The sequence below is a fragment of the Shewanella salipaludis genome (assembly GCF_012911865.1).
GTDB classification, from domain to species: Bacteria; Pseudomonadota; Gammaproteobacteria; order Enterobacterales; family Shewanellaceae; genus Shewanella; species Shewanella salipaludis.
The window spans coordinates 583489-601189 of record NZ_JAAXYH010000001.1 but is presented as its reverse complement, the minus strand read 5'-3'; the positions used below and the strand labels follow the sequence as shown (position 1 = coordinate 601189).

The following is a 17701-nucleotide window of genomic DNA, read 5'->3' as shown; positions in this document are numbered from 1 at the left end:
TGTTGTCCTCAAAAAAAATGCCCCGGTAACTGGGTTACTGAGGCATTTCATATTCGCTGGTAAAGGCTTAGAACTTGTAGTTCAGACCCAACATATAGTTGCGGCCGTAGTTCTGGAAGTCACGCACCAGACGTTCATCTTCATGGAAGTAAGAGCTGAACGGTTCGTTGGTCAGGTTATTCACTTGGAACAAGACTGATAAGCCGTATAAGGCATCTATGCCACTCTGGGAGAAGTCATAACCTATCTGAGCGTCGACCACGTTCTCGGCCTTGATGTTCACATTGGTGCGCTTCAGGCTGATTTCGGTCACTTCACCCAGGAAGTCCGAGCGATAGCGTGAGCTGACACGAGCACTGAAGCCGCTGTTTTCATAGTAAACCGTCGCGTTGAAGGTCTTCTTGGACAATCCTGGCAGCGTAGTTGCTTCACTGTCGGACGTCTCTTTCACTTCGCTCTCGCTGTAAGTGCCGCTGAGGATAGTACCGAAACCCTCCAACACATCGGCATACATGCCAAAGTCCAGAGACAGTGACAGCTCGAGTCCACGCACGTAACCGCCATTACCGTTCTGTGGCTGAGTCACGCTGCCTATCGGGTTGCCACCCTTATCCGGGAAAATGGCACCGAAGTTGATCAGAGCGGATTGGTCGAAGACAAAATTTTCCAGATCTTTGTAGAACACGGCGGCGGCGAAGTAGCCCTGATCGCTGAAGTAGTTTTCATAGCTGATGTCATACTGACGCGCCAACCAAGGCATCAGGTGGGGGTTACCCGCCTTGCCGCTCCAATTGACGCCACCGCTGCCGGCTTCATTGTAATCGAAGCTGACGTTGGCATTCATCTTGTCCATGCGGGCACGGGACAGGGTACGGGCGGCGGCGAAACGCAACATCTGACCGTCGCCGACCTCGAAGCCCAAGTTGATGCTGGGCAGCCATTCGGTGTAGGTTTCGCCATCGGTAATAGGCGTCTTGGTCACCAGACCGTTTTCCACGCCGGCAACACTGCCGTCTGAGCTCTGATCTGTATACACGGCCTGCAGGCCGACGTTACCGGACATGGGCAGACCGAACAGCTCAGATTCCAGGTTGGCCTTGGCGAAGGCTATGGTCACTTCTTCCTGAACGTTCCAGGAGTTGGTCGCACGGCCAAGGTCCACGGACTCGGCCGAGGTTTCTGTGTAGAAACCGTCGCGGTACATGGCCAATGAATCGTAGCTCAACATGTCGCCCATGCCGAAGAAGGCCAGGGAGGTTGGCGTCAGCAGATATTGCTTAGGTACAGTCGCCAGTTCAGGGTAGGCTTTAGAGGTGAGGTAGAAGCCTTGATCCAGCTTGTTTTTCTCACGCTTGCCGTGATTGACACCAAACTCCAGGCTGCGCAGCGCACCATCGTCGAAGATATATTCTGCGCTCAGGCGCACAGATTTCAGCTCGTCTTCTATGACTGGCTTATTGATGAAGCCGTCCTGGCTATCCTGGCCAATAGGGTTACCCCAGCTGAGTGGGCCGCCAAGCTTGATCAGATTGGGATCCGCGTAATCCAGGTTATGGGTGAAAGTGGCATTGCCGTCGGCACCCATTTCGAACCCCAGGGTATCGGTAGCGCCGTTGCCGTCGCCACGACCTGTACCACTGTAGCTTTCCATACCTATGTCGGTACGGTCCGCCTTGGACAGCGCCACATCGGCCTGGACACTCCAGTTGTCGTTGATGATGTACTTGTTATTCCAGCCGATAGACAGAGACTGAGCGTCGCGGAAATTAACATCATTACGCACTACCACAGCGGCGTTGTTGATGACGCCCTTGGTAACTAAGCCGTCTTGGCTTTCCAATGCAGTGATGCCGTCATTGGCTCCGCCAGCGCCCCATTGCCCCGGGATTTCGATACCGCGCAGACGCTGCTCGTCGTTGAAATCTGTGTAGTAGATGTCGAGCACAGAGTGGAAGCTGTCGTTGGGCTGGTATTCCAGCACTGCAAGGTAGCCATCACGGGTCAGTTCGCTGGAACGTACGAAAGGCTTGGCACCACCCAGGACTTTGGGATTGGCTGCATCATAGTCTAATTCCGGATAACCCCAGGCTTGCCAGCGCTCTTCCTGGTTAGGCGATTGCATATGGGCGTAACCCAAGGCTATGCCTATGGTGTCGTCGGCAAACTGATCGACATAAGAGATGCTGAATCTGTTGCCTTTATCTGTAGAGCCGCTGTTGAGCGCGCCTAGATCGTTCATCTCGGCACGGGCTGCTATCGCTATTGTCTGTTCGCCGTGGGCCAGTGGGCTGATGGTCTGCATGTCGACGGTTGCGCCTATGCCTTGAGCCATCAGAGAGGCGTCAGGGGTCTTGTAAACCACGACGCGGTTGAGCAATTCTGAAGGATATTGGTCGAATTCGACGCTGCGGTTGTCGTTTACCGTGGCCTGTTCACGACCGTTAAGAGTCGTAGTGGTAAAGTCTGGGCCCATACCGCGGACGGAGATGACGTTGGCTCGGCCATCCAAACGTTGAGCGGCGACACCGGGTAAGCGGGCAAGTGACTCGGCGATGCTGACGTCAGGCAATTTGCCTATGTCTTCTGCCGAAATAGCTTCAACGATAGAGGATGAGGACATCTTCAGCGATTGTGATTCTTGCAGACTGCGGCGGATCCCCGTTACCGAGATAACCTCGATTTCGGCATCTTTTGCGGCTTTTGCTTTGGCTTCGACGTCGGCCGTATCGGCTGCGTAGGCGTGCATACTGGCACCTGCGGCAACCAGTGCCAATGTCAGCAGGCTTGGTTTAAATTGCAACATTCATCTTCCCCTTTGGATCGCTTGATAGCATGTCATTGCTTTTGTAATTATGAGCACGGTTTTTTTAGGTTTTTGGCATTCAGACGCTTAACTGACTGCATAAGTGCTGTATTTATGACCAAATTGTTGCGCAACAGTGAAGATACTACTCCCACCATTCTGGGCGTAACAACTGAGTGCATACGTATTCAAAGATTGCCGCGGCCGCCGGAGGGCGGGATCCGGGCGCCAAGGGCAGGGGCGATGAAATGCACAATCTCGATTAACTGCATGTAAAATAAAGGGTAAATTCATGAGGCATTGGGGGTTGCTGCAATTCCATACTCTGCATACGTATGCAGGTGTATTGAACCCCATTTCCATCTTCACGTATGCTCGATTCATTCTAATAAGACGCCGGTGGTTACTGGCCGGCAACAAAGGTGTAACGGTTTCGACCGAAGTCCAGAACACCTATCGCGAGTGAAAAGGGGCAAGAATGAGTGAGTTAACCTGGTGGCGCGGTGCCGTCATCTATCAGATCTATCCACGCAGTCTGCTCGATACCAATGATGACGGTATCGGCGATCTGCAAGGGATTATCCACAAACTCGATTATATCGCTAGCCTCAATGTCGATGCGATCTGGATCTCGCCCTTCTTCAAGTCACCGATGAAAGACTTCGGCTATGACATCAGCGATTACCTGGCGATCGACCCCCTGTTCGGCACCATGGACGACTTCGATGAGTTGATCGCCAAGGCCCATAGTCTGGGGATCAAGGTGATCATAGATCAGGTACTCAGTCATACCTCGGATCAACACGCCTGGTTCGAACAGAGCCGTCAGAGCCGCGACTTGGATGTTAACCCCAAGGCCGACTGGTACGTGTGGGCCGATCCCAGGGAAGACGGCAGCGCGCCCAATAACTGGCTGGCCATCTTCGGCGGCTGCGCCTGGGAGTGGGAGCCGCGCCGGCAACAGTATTATCTGCATAACTTCCTGCGCAGCCAGCCGGATCTCAATTTCCACAACCCTGAGGTGCGCCGTGCCGTGCTGGAGAACGTGGAGTTTTGGTTGAAGAAGGGCGTCGATGGTTTCCGTCTCGATGCCATTACCTTCTGTTTCCATGACGAATTGCTCAGGGATAATCCGGCCAAACCCAAGGATAAGCGCCAGGGACGCGGTTTCAGCGAAGACAATCCCTATGCTTATCAGTATCACTATTACAACAACACCCGGCCGCAGACTGTGGGTTTCGTCGAGGAACTCAGGGCACTGATCGATCGTTACCCAGGGGCCGTAACCCTGGGCGAAGTCTCGTCGGAAGATTCGCTGGCGACCATGGCCGAATACACCCAGGGTGATGACAGGCTCCACATGGCCTATAGCTTCGAGTTGTTGACCGATGATTTCAGTGCGGGTTACATTCGTCAGACTGTGGAGGCGCTCGAAGCCAGCATAGGCGATGGCTGGCCCTGTTGGGCCATAGGCAACCATGACGTGCAACGTGTCCTGAGCCGCTGGGGCAAGGGACAGGAAACCCCCACGCTTGCCAAGATGCTCAACGCCATGCTGGGATCCCTGCGTGGCAGTGTCTGCAGCTATCAGGGCGAAGAGCTGGGCTTGACCGAGGCGTCTATCGAGCATCACCAGTTGCAGGATCCCTTCGGCATCACCTTCTGGCCCATGTTCAAGGGCCGTGACGGTTGCCGCACCCCCATGCCATGGCTGGCGGATGCGGTCAACGCGGGTTTCAGTGCCGCCGAGCCCTGGCTACCCGTGCCGGCCGAACATCAACAGCTGGCGGTGGAACAGCAGGAGCTGCAACCCGACTCAGTGCTGCACAGTTACCGGCATTTTATGACTTGGCGCGCTAAGCACAGGCCGCTTGTCGACGGTGATATCAAATTTATCGATGCCAAGGAGCCCGTGCTGGGATTCATCCGCAGCGGCGCAGCCGGACGTTATCTGGTGTGTTTCAACCTGTCCGCCGAGCGGGTTGAGATTGATCTCGCCGGCCATGATATAGTCGCTGTGCTGGATGACCATGGCCTGGAGACTGGCACCTTGGCACAGGCACAGTTGAGTTTACCTGCCTTTGGCTGCTTCTATGCCCAATTGCAATGCGACTGACTCAGGCATAGCCGGTGAAAGCCGAATGAAAATATTTCACAACTGATGTTTGGGCAATGGCCTGTCCAAGGCCACGCCCGGGCCGGATACAGAGTCAAGCACCGAAACGACGATTACAAAAACGACGACAAAAACAACAAAGAGAGACCCTTATGGCGTTATCCATCAATGACACAAGCACCACGAGTGTCGGCAGTGCCGGCGAAGGCAACTACAGGTTCGCGTTGATCTCGCTGACCTCACTGTTTTTCATGTGGGGTTTCATCACCTGCCTGAACGACATCCTTATCCCCCACCTGAAGGCGGTGTTCTCGCTCAACTATGCCGAAGCCATGTTGATCCAGTTCTGCTTCTTCGGCGCCTACTTCCTGGTGTCTCTGCCTGCGGGCAAGCTGGTCAAGAAGCTGGGTTACCAGCAGGGCATAGTGACGGGGCTCATCATCGCCAGTCTGGGGTGTGGCTTGTTCTATCCTGCCGCGGTGTCCGCCACCTATGGGCTATTCCTCGGTGCCTTGTTCGTGCTGGCATCCGGGATCACCATACTGCAGGTCGCGGCCAACCCCTATGTCAACGCCCTGGGCAGCAAGGAAACCGCTTCCAGTCGCCTGAACATGACCCAGGCCTTCAACGCCCTGGGCACGACGGTCGCGCCTTTCTTCGGCACCCTGTTGATCTTGTCGGTGGCGACAGTCGTTTCCGCAGACATGAGTCAGGCCCAGAGCGAAGCCGAAGTGGTCAAGCTGCCGTACCTGCTGCTCGCCGGGGCGCTCGCCACCTTGGCCCTTATCTTCGCCAAGCTGAACCTGCCTGTGATTCAATCCCATAAGGAACAGCTTCAGGCCACAGACGGCCAGGACAAGTCCAGCGCGTTCGCCTATACCCACCTGCTCTTGGGTGCCATAGGCATCTTCGTTTATGTCGGCGCCGAGGTCTCCATCGGCAGCTTTCTGGTTAACTTCCTGGGGGAGGCGGATATCGCCGGTCTCAAGGAAGCCGATGCGGCCCACTACATAGCCTATTATTGGGGTGGTGCCATGGTAGGGCGCTTCTTCGGCTCGGTGATCATGCAAAGGATCCCTGCCGGAACGGTACTGGCGTTCAACGCCACCATGGCGGCCTTGTTGGTCCTGGTTGCCATGAACAGCAGTGGCAGTGTCGCCATGTGGGCTATCCTGGCCGTCGGCTTATTCAACTCCATCATGTTCCCGACCATCTTCAGCCTGGCGCTGCGGGATCTTGGACCGCACACCTCACAGGGCAGTGGCATACTCTGCCTGGCGATAGTGGGTGGCGCCATACTGCCGCTGATCCAGGGGCTGATGGCCGACAGCATGGGCATACAGCAGGCGTTTATCCTGCCGGTTATCTGCTACGGCTTCATTCTCTTCTATGGTGCCAAGGGCTCCAAGTTGTGATCTTTGTTGATTAGCCGGAAGCGACCTCAGGGTCGCTTTTTTTATTATTGGGGCATGCCTCCTTGGCTGCTGAGGGAAGCAATTGCCGCTGTAGCGGCATTTTATCTTAAGTTAAGTGGCGATAGCGTCCGGGCAGGCTTGCTTATCGTCGCCCGACCTCCTATGATCTGCCGGTTTTATCATCCAGGGTGCCTTTAATGTTGAATTCTCCGCTTTCCGCCAGCTCGACCGAATTAGTGATCAGTGTGTTATCCCTGGTTTTATCTCAAGGTAAACCGCTCGACAGAGCCTATTCCCAACATTTCTCCGGACTGCAACTGGTGCCGGCGGAACAGGCCAGGATCACCATAGTGGCGGGCGATATCCTGCGCCGCCTCAATCTCTATTGCTATCTCGCCGACATCAAGCCCGAAGAGATGGAAAGGTTCGGCTCTAAATTGCTCAACGTCTGGCATCTATTCCATGGCCTGGACTTGCCCAAGATGCAGTACGCCTTGCCCGTGGATCGGGAAGACTATGCTTCCCGCCTCGCCATCGCCCAAAACCAGCCCGTGTTATGGGACGGTTGTCCCCAGTGGCTGGACGAACTGGGCCAGGCCCAGTTGGGTGATAACTGGGTGCAGGAGCGCGCGGCGCTCAATCAGGCGCCAAAACGTTACTTGCGGGTCAACGAGCTTAAATGCAGTCGCGAACAGTTAGTGGAAAAGCTGGCCGGCGAATATGTGCTGACCCAGGCAGTGGAAGGCGTGTCGACGGCGCTGGAAGTGCTGTCGGATTCGGCACTGTTCCGCACCGAGAGTTTCAAGGCAGGTTGGTTCGAGCAGCAGGATGCAGGCTCACAGTTGGTCGCCGCCGCCTTGGATGCCAAGCCTGGCATGCGGGTGATAGATGCCTGCGCCGGTGCCGGCGGCAAGACGCTGCATATCGCCGCGCAAATGCAGGGCAAGGGACGTTTGCTGGCGATGGATGTCGAGCAATGGAAACTGGATAAGCTCAAGGAACGTGGTCGCCGTGCCCATGCCCACAATGTCGAGACCCGGCTGATCGTCGGCAGCAAGACCATCAAGCGCCTCAAGCTGAGTGCCGACAGGCTGCTGTTGGATGTGCCTTGCTCAGGGCTCGGCGTATTGAAACGCAATCCGGATGCCAAGTGGCGCGATACGCCCGAGCGTCTGCCCGTGCTGATGGAACTGCAGCAACACATATTGCAGAGCTACAGCCGTATGCTGAAGGTAGGCGGCATACTGGTCTACGCCACTTGCTCCATACTGCCGGACGAGAACCGCAATCAGGTGGATGCCTTCCTCGGTGCCAACCCCAACTTCCGCCTGCTCGACGATGAGAGCATCAGCCCGGCCGCCAGTGGGTTTGACGGTTTCTATCTGGCAAGAATCGAGCGCATCGCCGAGTAAGGTCAACAAGGCCAAGCATGTGCAGCATGCTTGGTTGTTAGGATTGACAGTCGCGTTAACGCTGAGGTCAGTAGCAATAATTCGCTTTAAGAAACAGCAGAGTAGCGGAAAGAGGTAGAGAGATGGCAAGAGCCTGCGCGAGACACATATTGGTGAACACCAAGGAAGCAGCCGAGAAGCTCAAGGGCCAGATCGCCCGCGGCGAGGATTTTGGCAAGCTGGCGAAGAAACATTCCCTGTGCCCGTCGAAGAAACGGGGCGGCGATCTGGGCGAATTCGGCCCTGGACAAATGGTCAAGGCCTTCGATCAGGTGGTCTTCAAGAAGCCGGTGTTGGAGGTGCATGGCCCGGTCAAAACCCAGTTCGGTTACCACCTGATCCAGACCATATACCGCACCTGAACCGGCTGTTTTTGTTCTCTGATGCGGTGTTGTTCCTGCTTTGGCCTGTGCTAAGTCAGGATTTCGGTAACGACTCGGGTCTTGACCGAGTTGGCGATGAAGCATTGCGCGTGGGACTGATGGTGCATCTGTTCCAGCTGGGCGAGCGTGGGTTTGCGGTCGCCGGCAAAATCTATCTTGGGCCGCAGCGTCACCTGGGTCATGGCCAGCTTGCCCTCCGCGTCTTGCGCCATGATGCCGACGGCCTCGTCAAGATAACTGTCGACCACAAACCTGCGCTTGGCGGCGATCGCGAGGAAGAACAGCATGTGACAGCTGGACAGAGATGCCACGAAGGCCTCCTCGGGATCGACATTCTGCGCGACAGAATAGGGCAAGGGCACTATCTGGGGCGAGGAGGAGGCAGCTACAGTCACACCGCCGTCGAATAACCAGACATGGCCGCGGCTGTACTTATTGTCTAGATAGGCTTCATCCTTGCCGCGTTGCCAACTCACCTTGGCCGAGTAGCTTGACATTTTTTTCTCCTCTGGACGCTATTGTTGCATTGAGATTCTGTGACAGCGGGTTAGTTAGCAGCCGGCGATATCTGCGCCAGCTCGGTTAAATTTCTGCCTGATAGCCTGCCAATGGCCATCTGCTCGAGCAGATGCGCGCCAATAGACGCATAGAAGCCATGACTCATGGGGTTGTCTTTGACCTGGTACCATTCGATGCGGCTGCAGCCGTTTGCCAAGGCTATGCTGGCCAGAGCGGCCATGGCAGAGCGACCTGGCAAAGGCGATCTGGGCCTCACCGAAAAAGTGCTCAAGGATACCGCTTTCGAGGTGATTATTTGGCTAACGCCATCACTCCTGCCCAGTGCATAGAGCATGTCCAGCGGCAGGGGGATATCTGCCTCTGCCAGGTCGCTAAGTCGTACATTCGCCTCTGTCTGACTGTCTGGCACCCAGGACTCCGTCTTGTTGATTTTTTTGTATCTCTCTGACTATATTTAGTTTTCAAGTTTGACACAAGGGCTTAAGGCCAGCCGATCCACTATCTCATCCAGGCGGATATCGGGAATCATCGCGCCCGCATATGCTAACATGTGGGCTAAACCGCGCCCCGGCCGGGCCGAGGGCAGCGAATGACAATAAACCCGGGTGAAGAATATGGATAAAGTATTAGTCGTAACAGATCTGTTGGTGGGGGAAGGCAAGGCAGTCGTGAAAGGGGCCTTGATCACCACTCAGTATCGGGGCTTCTTGGAGGATGGCACCCAATTCGATTCCTCCTATGACAAGGGCCAGGCATTTCAGTGTGTGATTGGCACCGGCAGGGTGATCAAGGGCTGGGATCTGGGACTCATGGGGATGAAGGTCGGTGGCAAACGCACACTCCAGGTACCGGCCCATCTGGCTTATGGTGAGCGTCAGATCGGCGCCCTCATTCCCGCCAATTCAGACCTGAGTTTCGAGATAGAGTTGTTGGAGGTGCTGACCCGGGATGAATGAGTCGGCTGAGGGCTCATGGCAGAGGACTTACGCCTGAGAGCTTAGAAACAGGAACACTGAGCACAAGAACGCTGAGTACAAGAACACTGGGTACAAGAACTATGCCACTAAAAGTTGGTCATTATCGCGAGAAGATCTTAATATTCAACTATTAGATAGTCATTGAGAGTCGCCAATGAAAATTTGCCTCTTGTTGTTGAGCCTGCTCGGCTTCAACCTCTATGCCGCCCCTTCGCTGGAGCATCAGCTGCTGAACCCTGAGGGGGAACTCGTCAGCCTGACGCAATTCAAGGGGCAGGTGGTGTACCTGGACTTTTGGGCTTCCTGGTGCGCGCCATGCCGCAAGTCCTTTCCCTGGATGAATAGCATGCAGGCAAAGTATGGCGAGCAGGGACTGACTGTGGTGGCCGTCAATCTGGATGTGGAGCGGGCGCTGGCGGACAAGTTTCTGCAGCAAGTGCCGGCGAATTTCCAGTTGCGCTTCGATCCCGAAGGCAATGTCGCCCGCAGCTTCGAACTTCTGGGCATGCCCAGCAGCTATCTGTTCGATCGCCAGGGTAATCTGGTTGGCAGCCACGTGGGTTTCTTCCAGCGCAATACGGCGGCTTATGAACAAGAGCTGCAGCGGGTGTTGAAGGAGTGAGCATGAGAGATCAGGTTATTGCAAGTGCCATACATGGCACAGGGGCCAAGGTGGTCGCATTGCTGTTGCTCACTTGCCTGTCCGGCTGCGCCGGCTTGGGCGTCGAGCCATGGGAGCGGGATCAGCTGGCGCGCAAGGATATGGCGCTGGACAACGAGAAGCTGGATCTGGCCCAGGATGACCATATCTACTTCAGCAAGGAAGGCAGCAGTGGCGGGCGCGCCTTTGCCGGCGGAGGCTGTGGATGCAACTGACACCTGAGGAGGATGCCAACGGCCAAACGTATGCCGGGGAGAGTCAACCGGGCGTAAAACTCGCGCCCCCGAGGAAACCCTGCATAGCAGGCGCCTTGGCACTGGCCAGCTGCAGCCTGTTGGGGCAGGGCGTGATGGCGGCCGAGTCGAATGACGACCAAGACTGGCAGTTGGTCGATGCCGCGCTCATGTATTACGGTGAGGAAGGCCGGGTGCAGGCGATAGAGGCCATAGGCACGGCCAAGAAAACCTATGCCGATGAGACAGTGCTCGATGTCAAGGTGCTGCTCGATAGCCTGACCGGGGCTTCGGCCAGCGGCGCCGTCCCCCAGGGGCAGGAACAAACCTTCACCCGTCCATCAGGTGATGGTCAATACAGCATCGCCGCCGGCGAGACGCCGCTCGACGATACCTTTCACGATACCCGGCTGCAATTGAGTGCCAATTGGAGCCAACCTCAGTCGTCGCCATGGAAGACCAACCTGGGACTCTATGGCTCCAAGGAGTTTGACTATAACGCCTTCGGTGTCAACGCGGGTGCCGAACGCGGCTTCAACAAAGACAACACCACCTTGTTTGCCGGCGCGGCCTACAGCTTCGACATTCTGGAACCCGAAGGGGGCCGTCCCAAGCCGTTGTCGGCCATGGTGCTGCGCACCGCAGACGACACTGAGGCCAGCTTCCGTCGGGCCTTTGCACTCACACGTGAAGGCGGCAGCGACGACAAGCGCACCCTGGATCTCCTGCTCGGTCTGACCCAGGTGCTCAATCGCCGATGGTTACTGCAGGCCAATTATGGCTTGTCGTCGGTCGAGGGGTATTTGACCGATCCCTATAAGTTTCTCAGCCAGGTCGATGCGGCGGGCGTGGCCCGGGCCTATCGCTACGAGCATAGGCCGGACAGCAGGTTGAAGCATAGCTTCTTCCTCATGACCAAGACGGCGCTGGATTCAGGGGTAGTGGATGTGTCTTATCGCTACAACAGGGATGACTGGCGGCTCAGCTCCCATACGCTGGAGAGCCATTATCGTTATTATTTCTCCGGCAGTTTCTATGGCCAGCTGCACCTGAGGTATTATCGCCAGGGGGCCGCCGAGTTCTATCGCCCCTGGTTGCTGACGGATCAGGCGTTGCCTGAGTTTGCCAGTGCAGACTATCGCATCGGTGAGTTGACCACTTATACCCTGGGGCTCAAGCTGGGTCGGCGACTCTCGGGCGACCGTGAGCTGGCCTTTCGGCTCGAGTTCTATCGTCAACAGCCACACAACAATGGCACAGAGATCCCCGAGGGGTTGCAAGCCTACGAACTGTTCCCCTCGGTCAGAGTCATCAGCGCCCAGATAAGTTATGCTTTCTAGCCGCGCGGGTGCCGGGTCAGGCCTGAGGCCGGGCTCGCGGCCGTTTCCCGGGGCGCGGACATATATGCAGTGTTAAGTAACACCAACAGGTAGTAGACAGCAGAATGCGAATTTTATTGGTGGAAGACAATCAACTCCTGGCCGATGGCATTTGCCTGAGCCTGGCGAAACTGGACATGCAGGTGGATCACCTATGCAGTTATCAGCAGGCGCTCAGCGGCGTCAAGAACGAGGCCTTCAGTGCCATAGTGCTGGATCTGGGCCTGCCCGACGGTTCGGGCAAGGCCCTGCTCAAGCATTGGCGCCAGCAAGGCATAGCCATCCCCACCATAGTCCTGACCGCTAATACGGATTTCGATACCAAGCTGGCCTGCCTGGACATGGGCGCCGACGACTACCTGAGTAAGCCGTTCGATGTGCGTGAACTGGCCGCCAGGATCCGTGCCATAGTGCGGCGCCAGCATGGGTTGAACAACAACAGCTTCAGCCTGGGCGCCTTATGCATAGACATGGACAGCCGTGAAGTCAGGTTTCGCGGCGAGCCGGTGCAATTGTCCCGGCGGGAATACCAGTTGTTGCTGGAGCTGGCGCAATCTGCTGGCAGGGTGCTGACCCGCAGGCAGCTGGAGCAGTTGACCTATGGCTGGGACGAGGTCGGCAGTAATTCCATCGAAGTGCATATACACCATCTGCGCAAGAAGACCGCCAATGACTTGATCAAAACCGTCAGGGGCATAGGCTACACCTTGGTCGAAATAGACTGAGCCGGATGGCCTTCCCCGACGGCTGAGTCGCCCATGCTGTCGCCATTCGTTCGCTTGAGTTAAATGAGTAGGTTGGCTGTCGGAACGGCCGGAGTTGATTATGTATTCGTTGCGCTTATTGCTTACCGCGCTGATGTTGTTGGGGACAGTGCTGTCGGTGGGCATTTCCAGCTGGTTCAGCACCCAGGATGCCAGGCATCAGATTGAAGAATTGTTCGACGCCCAGATGGTGCAAACCGCCAAACTGCTGGGGTTGTTTTATCACTATGAGGTGCCCCAGGAGCATGAGGCTGCGCTGCTGAAACCCAGAGTGCTGCAGGTGCCGACATCCGGTGCCGAAAGCTTCACCGAGCAGGCCGATGCACTCAAGTTGGCCTATGAGCATAAGCTGGCCTTCCAGATCTGGAGCCGGGACAAGCGGGTGCTCTTCCTGTCCGATAATATCGGCGCCGAGCCCCTGACAGAGTTCACTCAGGGTTATCATAGGCGCAGCTATGGTGGGGAGCTGTGGCACGTCTTCAGTTATTATTCCCCCGAAGACAGCATTTGGATCATCACGGCCCAGCAGGACGAAGTGCGTCAGGAACTGGTATCCCAAATCATGCACAATGCCCTGGTGGTACCGGCGCTGGTGGTGCCTTTCATGCTGCTTATCATCAGCCTCATTTCCTATTGGTTGTTCAGGCCCATCTCCCGGCTGGAGAAGATCCTGAGTGCGCGCTCGGCCCGGGACCTAACTCCTCTGACCCTGCCTCTGCCCAGGGAACTGATGCCGGTGCGGGCCGCACTCAACCTGTATATCGGCAGCATAGCCCGCTTTCTCGAGCGGGAACGTCGCTTCAGTGCCGACGCGGCGCATGAGTTTAAGACGCCGCTGTCGGTCATCAAGTTGCATCAGGATGGACTCAGGGAGATGCTGGCCGACATGCCCCAGGCCAAGGTGCACCTCAATGCCATAGATGCCGGGGTCGAGCGCCTGAGCCATACCCTGGAGCAGTTGTTGTTGCTGGCCAGGGTCGATTCCCTGGATGAGTTGCACCTGGAGCCATGCTCGGTATTGAACCTGGTGGAAGACAGCTTGAATCAGCTCATGCCGCTGATCGCAGATTATGAGTGGCAGATAGAGGTGGACCCTGGGTTTATCATTCAGGCCGAACCCTTCTATCTGGAGTTGGTGTTCAAGAATCTGTTGGAGAACGCCTGCAAATACAGCCCCCAGGCGTCACTGATAGAGGTCAGTGCCCACAGGATAGGCAAGGAGGTCGAGATCCGGATCGCGGATCGCGGCGAGGGCATGACATCCGAGCAGTTGGCCAATGCCGTCGAGCGTTTCTACCGGGTGAATGAGAATCAGGGCAATGGCTCCGGACTCGGGTTATCCATCTGCAGCCACATACTCGAGCTGCATGGTGGCCGTCTGTCCTTGGCTCAGAGAAGCGGGGGCGGTTTGATCGTCAGCCTGAGGCTGCCGGCGGCCTTGCCCTTGACCCTTGAGTCGTAAATTGACCACAGGCAAGGGCTGGCGGCAGGGAACCGCGAGCCGTTATTGGCAGGTGTTGAGTGTAAAGACAAATGTTGAACTAAAATGCCTCAGCAGCCATGGCGTTTTATTCGGGTGTCTATGACTCAGGGAATTTGTCAGGGATGCGTGGGCGCCCGAGCCACGGCCCCGGGCTCAGGCGCAAGCGCAAGCGGCGCTACCGTGAGAAATTATCGCTTCCCCAAATACCAACTGCAGGTAAACTCGAGCAATAATGCTTTTCAGCCGGCGCAAGAGACGCCCAAGGACACAAAGTGGATTTGACACTCTACGTAAAATTTTTTCTCGGACTCGTCGCCATCATCAATCCGGTGGGATTATTGCCGGTATTTGTCAGCCTGACCAGTCACCAGAGCGCCGCCGAGCGCAACCATACCGGCAAGGTGGCCAACTTCGCCGTGGTCGTCATCCTGTTGGTCACCATGGTGGCGGGGCAGCATATACTGAACATGTTCAGTATTTCCCTGTCGGCCTTCAGGATCGCCGGTGGCACCCTGATAGCCCTCATCGCCATGTCCATGTTGCAGGGTAAGCTGGGAGAGGTGAAGCGCAACCAGGAAGAAGACAGAGAGGCCTCGGGCATGGAGTCGGTTGCCGTGGTCCCCTTGGCCTTGCCCCTGATGGCAGGGCCCGGTGCCATCAGCTCTGTCATAGTGTTCGCCGCCGAGCATAGGACGCTGGCAGACGCAGTGGCCATGTCTGCGACCGTGATCCTCTTCGGTCTGCTCAGCTTCGGTCTGTTCAGCATGGCCTCGGCCATCTATAAGATTTTGGGCAAGACGGGTATCAACGTCATCACGCGTCTGATGGGGCTGCTGATGCTGTCCATCGGCATAGAAGTCATGGCCGCCGGGCTCAAGGGGCTCTTCCCACACCTGCTTGGCTGACAGCTGCGCTTTCGTAGCTATGGTCAGGCTAACTGTTTCAATCGCAAGGATTGCTTAGCATTTGTGCAAACGAGATAAGAGCCGGTGATTTAGCTTGACCCCCAAATACCTTTTGCGTAAAGTACCGCTCCGTCGACAAGGAAAGCCTTTAAGCCAGGCACTGACCGAATCGACCATCCCCAGGGATGCAGCAAGACGTGATGATCCGCACGTAAACGGGATCCGAATATGGTGAGGTGTCCGAGTGGCCGAAGGAGCACGCCTGGAAAGTGTGTATACGGAAACGTATCGAGGGTTCGACTCCCTCCCTCACCGCCACATTAAAACAAAGGGGATCAGTATTTTACTGATCCCCTTTGTGCTTTTGGGGCATTTGGAACCTTTTGGGGACCAGTTGGACAAAGTTGCGAACTGCATCTGTTTGGCAATCATCCCCACTCGGCTCGACTCCCGCATTGTCGCAGCGCCGGATTAAAGAACGGGGACCGGCACTTGCCGGTCCCCGTTTTTGCTTCAGTGAGCGCCTTGCGGCCAGGGCCTAACCAGGGCTAGACACCTTCTACCATCAGGCGTGTGTCCGGCAGGCTGGTGAGGTGCGGTATCGCCAGGTGCGGCATCTCCATCCGGCTCAGGGCATTGAGCGCCGAGGCGATGGCCCCTTCCTGCCAACCCGGCAAGGAGGAGAGTTGGTCGCCGACGATGAAGAAGTTCAGCGGCCCGCCATTCACCCCTGTGCCTTGGGTAAGCACGTTGAAATGGGCTACCGAATCATCCACATAGTTCCACTGGGCCCAACCCCCCTTGATGTAGGGCATATTCTGCCAGGCGATCGCCACCCCATTTTCCAGACCGGCACCGAAGGCCTCGCCGAACAACTTGGCGCCGTTGCGCGCCTGCGCGAGACGCACGCCTATGGGCTCCTTGCCCATCTTGTAGGCATTCTCGGCGAAGTTGTAGCAGCCGGTCAGTGTGCCTTTCTTGTCGTGATAGCCCGTGCTGGGATACCAGATCTGGGTGATGGGATCATCCGTCCAGGAGATCCCGCCGAAGATAGGCACGACCCCAAGCTCAGAGCTGGGCACTGTCGATACCTCACAGTTAGCGACGGCATCGAATTCTGTGGTCACTGGGCTGCCTTGCCACAGGTAGCGATCCGCCTGCCAACCCACCTTGGTGGTGCAAGCGAGGAAGCGGGGGCTGAAGGTATCGGGCAACACAGCGGGTTGTGGCTTGAATTGCGCCTGGTATACGGCCTGCAGCGCCCGGTTGAAGCCGGTGTCGAACCCCTGGGCAGCTTGCAGTTCGTCGGAGAGAATTTGCTGCAGGAAGGGAATGGCCATGTTGCTGAAGCAGTAATCGGCGACGAAGGTCTTGGATTCATTGCTGCCCATGGTCGAGACCGAAATGGTGAATTTCCGGCTTGCCTCATCCCATGCGATCTTATTGACCGGATGATTCAAGTGGATAGTGCCGCCCAGCGCCGCCACTTCCTGGGCGAAGGCATGTTGTACCTTGTCCATGCCGCCGACGGGCTGAAACAGGGTAGGCTGCCAGAGGAAGTCTTCCGGTTGATAGAGGCGGGTCTTGGCCCAAAATTCGGACTGCAACAGGCTGTCCAGGCTCAGGGCTTCGGCAATCACGCCGCTGTCGACTCCGGGCAGGACGCTGTAGCCGGCCCTGTCCGAGGCGCCATCGTCCTGGCCATCTTCATTGGCGCTGACTATGTAGCGGCCATCATGGGTCAAGTTACCGAAGGTGACCATCAGGCTTTGCAACTTGGCCGTCAGGTCCGGCAAGTCGGCCTTGGCCACCGGCTGCGGCAGGTTTTCCAGCAGGCTGGCGGCATTCTGGTAAACCATTTGCGAGATCCAGCCGCGGGTGTTGTGATCCAGGCGACGATTGACCACGGGCTTGCCGGCGAAAGGCCCGCCGGCCATCTGGCTTAAGTTGGCACTGCTGTTCATCACATAGACTTCGACCTCGACACCAAACTGCTGCAGGTAATGCAACAGCCTCTTATGGCTGGAGGGGATGCGTCCAGGGCCGGCGTTGAGATAGGGTTCGCTGTCGCCCAGGGGCCGGCTGAAACGCACCACCTGGGTCTCGCCCGGGGTAGAGCCGAACAGCTCGCTGTTGACATCTTCGGTTAAGGTATCGCCGGTGCGCAGGGTCAGGCAGCGGCCGCCGGTACGATTATGGGCTTCGAGCAGTATGACCTCCATGCCTGAATGCTGGGCCAGCAGTTCATAGGCGGTCGTCAGACCGGCGACACCCGAGCCTATGATCACCGCCGTCTTGCCGGCATATTTGCCCTGGGTCAGCCTGGCGGGGCCCTGGGTTAAGGTGTTTTGTTGATTTACCGCATGATTCAGTGCGGCCCAGGCTCGGGCTTTGGGGTGTTGCTGTAAGAAGGATTGGCGACTCAGCTTGGTAGACATGGATACACTCCTTAGTATCGTGATGATGAGGTTTGCCGCCCCGCGAGCGGGAACCACAGTCCTTGCGGCAAACGGATTAAGGCTAGCCTAGTTTTACTTGAATGCAAGTTATTGGACTGTATGATTTTATGCCTTAGATACCGGCATGCTCGCCGCCCGGTTTCCAGACGTTCC

At 56.7% G+C, this 17701-nt stretch carries 15 protein-coding genes and 1 tRNA gene; 12 read left to right on the top strand and 4 right to left on the bottom strand.

Going from position 1 to position 17701, the window contains the following annotated elements:
• Positions 1–67: 67 nt before the first annotated feature.
• Complete coding sequence (locus tag HC757_RS02615; RefSeq protein WP_169562734.1) at positions 68–2803, bottom strand: TonB-dependent receptor; 2736 nt, start codon at positions 2801–2803, stop codon at positions 68–70.
• A 478-nt stretch (positions 2804–3281) separates the two neighbouring features.
• On the opposite strand from HC757_RS02615, the gene HC757_RS02610 reads away from it, so the two are divergent.
• From HC757_RS02610 to HC757_RS02595, 4 genes are all read left to right on the top strand, one after another.
• A complete protein-coding gene (locus HC757_RS02610) occupies positions 3282–4919 on the top strand; it encodes an alpha-glucosidase (RefSeq protein ID WP_169562733.1) in 1638 nt (545 codons plus the stop codon).
• 152 nt (positions 4920–5071) lie between these two features.
• Positions 5072–6334 (top strand): sugar MFS transporter, encoded by a 1263-nt coding sequence (locus HC757_RS02605; protein WP_169562732.1) that lies wholly within the window; start codon positions 5072–5074, stop codon positions 6332–6334.
• Positions 6335–6531: 197 nt separating this feature from the next.
• Positions 6532–7746 (top strand): RsmB/NOP family class I SAM-dependent RNA methyltransferase, encoded by a 1215-nt coding sequence (locus tag HC757_RS02600; RefSeq protein ID WP_169562731.1) that lies wholly within the window; start codon positions 6532–6534, stop codon positions 7744–7746.
• 122 nt (positions 7747–7868) lie between these two features.
• Entirely contained in the window at positions 7869–8147 is a 279-nt protein-coding gene (locus HC757_RS02595; protein WP_169562730.1) for a peptidylprolyl isomerase, read from the top strand.
• A 50-nt stretch (positions 8148–8197) separates the two neighbouring features.
• Here the strand turns inward: HC757_RS02595 and HC757_RS02590 are convergent, their stop codons facing one another.
• Together HC757_RS02590 and HC757_RS02585 are read right to left on the bottom strand one after the other, a co-directional pair.
• Entirely contained in the window at positions 8198–8665 is a 468-nt protein-coding gene (locus HC757_RS02590; protein WP_169562729.1) for an OsmC family protein, read from the bottom strand.
• 50 nt (positions 8666–8715) lie between these two features.
• The gene (locus HC757_RS02585; protein WP_169562728.1) at positions 8716–9096 is read right to left on the bottom strand and encodes a GNAT family protein; all 381 of its coding nucleotides are present in this window, start codon (positions 9094–9096) and stop codon (positions 8716–8718) included.
• Between the two features lie 205 nt (positions 9097–9301).
• On the opposite strand from HC757_RS02585, the gene HC757_RS02580 reads away from it, so the two are divergent.
• The 8 genes from HC757_RS02580 (at position 9302) to HC757_RS02545 (ending at position 15407) form a co-directional block, all read left to right on the top strand.
• A complete protein-coding gene (locus HC757_RS02580) occupies positions 9302–9643 on the top strand; it encodes an FKBP-type peptidyl-prolyl cis-trans isomerase (protein ID WP_169562727.1) in 342 nt (113 codons plus the stop codon).
• A 175-nt stretch (positions 9644–9818) separates the two neighbouring features.
• The gene (locus HC757_RS02575) at positions 9819–10286 is read left to right on the top strand and encodes a TlpA disulfide reductase family protein (RefSeq protein WP_169562726.1); all 468 of its coding nucleotides are present in this window, start codon (positions 9819–9821) and stop codon (positions 10284–10286) included.
• A 2-nt stretch (positions 10287–10288) separates the two neighbouring features.
• Positions 10289–10540, top strand: coding sequence for a DUF4266 domain-containing protein (locus HC757_RS02570; protein ID WP_169562725.1), 252 nt, complete (start codon positions 10289–10291; stop codon positions 10538–10540).
• Positions 10531–11898, top strand: a complete 1368-nt coding sequence (locus tag HC757_RS02565) for a DUF3570 domain-containing protein (RefSeq protein WP_169562724.1) — start codon at positions 10531–10533, stop codon at positions 11896–11898. The genes HC757_RS02570 and HC757_RS02565 overlap by 10 nt, the downstream gene beginning before the upstream one ends.
• A gap of 104 nt (positions 11899–12002) precedes the next feature.
• Positions 12003–12662: a response regulator transcription factor gene (locus HC757_RS02560; protein ID WP_169562723.1), complete on the top strand. Its 660-nt coding sequence runs from the start codon at positions 12003–12005 to the stop codon at positions 12660–12662.
• 100 nt (positions 12663–12762) lie between these two features.
• Positions 12763–14163, top strand: a complete 1401-nt coding sequence (locus tag HC757_RS02555) for an ATP-binding protein (RefSeq protein WP_169562722.1) — start codon at positions 12763–12765, stop codon at positions 14161–14163.
• A 293-nt stretch (positions 14164–14456) separates the two neighbouring features.
• Complete coding sequence (locus HC757_RS02550; protein ID WP_169562721.1) at positions 14457–15089, top strand: YchE family NAAT transporter; 633 nt, start codon at positions 14457–14459, stop codon at positions 15087–15089.
• A gap of 230 nt (positions 15090–15319) precedes the next feature.
• Positions 15320–15407: transfer RNA gene (locus HC757_RS02545), tRNA-Ser, on the top strand.
• A gap of 230 nt (positions 15408–15637) precedes the next feature.
• Here HC757_RS02545 and HC757_RS02540 read toward each other — a convergent pair.
• Positions 15638–17527, bottom strand: coding sequence for a flavin monoamine oxidase family protein (locus tag HC757_RS02540; RefSeq protein ID WP_169562720.1), 1890 nt, complete (start codon positions 17525–17527; stop codon positions 15638–15640).
• Positions 17528–17701: the final 174 nt, after the last annotated feature.

Excerpts from the sequence above, each read along its gene's own strand:
- HC757_RS02615 (WP_169562734.1), bottom strand. The coding sequence starts at position 2,803 with ATGTTGCAATTTAAACCAAGCCTGCTGACATTGGCACTGGTTGCCGCA.
- HC757_RS02570 (WP_169562725.1), top strand. The coding sequence starts at position 10,289 with ATGAGAGATCAGGTTATTGCAAGTGCCATACATGGCACAGGGGCCAAG.
- HC757_RS02565 (WP_169562724.1), top strand. The coding sequence starts at position 10,531 with ATGCAACTGACACCTGAGGAGGATGCCAACGGCCAAACGTATGCCGGG.
- HC757_RS02595 (WP_169562730.1), top strand. The coding sequence starts at position 7,869 with ATGGCAAGAGCCTGCGCGAGACACATATTGGTGAACACCAAGGAAGCA.
- HC757_RS02560 (WP_169562723.1), top strand. The coding sequence starts at position 12,003 with ATGCGAATTTTATTGGTGGAAGACAATCAACTCCTGGCCGATGGCATT.
- HC757_RS02605 (WP_169562732.1), top strand. The coding sequence starts at position 5,072 with ATGGCGTTATCCATCAATGACACAAGCACCACGAGTGTCGGCAGTGCC.
- HC757_RS02610 (WP_169562733.1), top strand. The coding sequence starts at position 3,282 with ATGAGTGAGTTAACCTGGTGGCGCGGTGCCGTCATCTATCAGATCTAT.
- HC757_RS02600 (WP_169562731.1), top strand. The coding sequence starts at position 6,532 with ATGTTGAATTCTCCGCTTTCCGCCAGCTCGACCGAATTAGTGATCAGT.
- HC757_RS02590 (WP_169562729.1), bottom strand. The coding sequence starts at position 8,665 with ATGTCAAGCTACTCGGCCAAGGTGAGTTGGCAACGCGGCAAGGATGAA.
- HC757_RS02540 (WP_169562720.1), bottom strand. The coding sequence starts at position 17,527 with ATGTCTACCAAGCTGAGTCGCCAATCCTTCTTACAGCAACACCCCAAA.
- HC757_RS02575 (WP_169562726.1), top strand. The coding sequence starts at position 9,819 with ATGAAAATTTGCCTCTTGTTGTTGAGCCTGCTCGGCTTCAACCTCTAT.
- HC757_RS02555 (WP_169562722.1), top strand. The coding sequence starts at position 12,763 with ATGTATTCGTTGCGCTTATTGCTTACCGCGCTGATGTTGTTGGGGACA.
- HC757_RS02580 (WP_169562727.1), top strand. The coding sequence starts at position 9,302 with ATGGATAAAGTATTAGTCGTAACAGATCTGTTGGTGGGGGAAGGCAAG.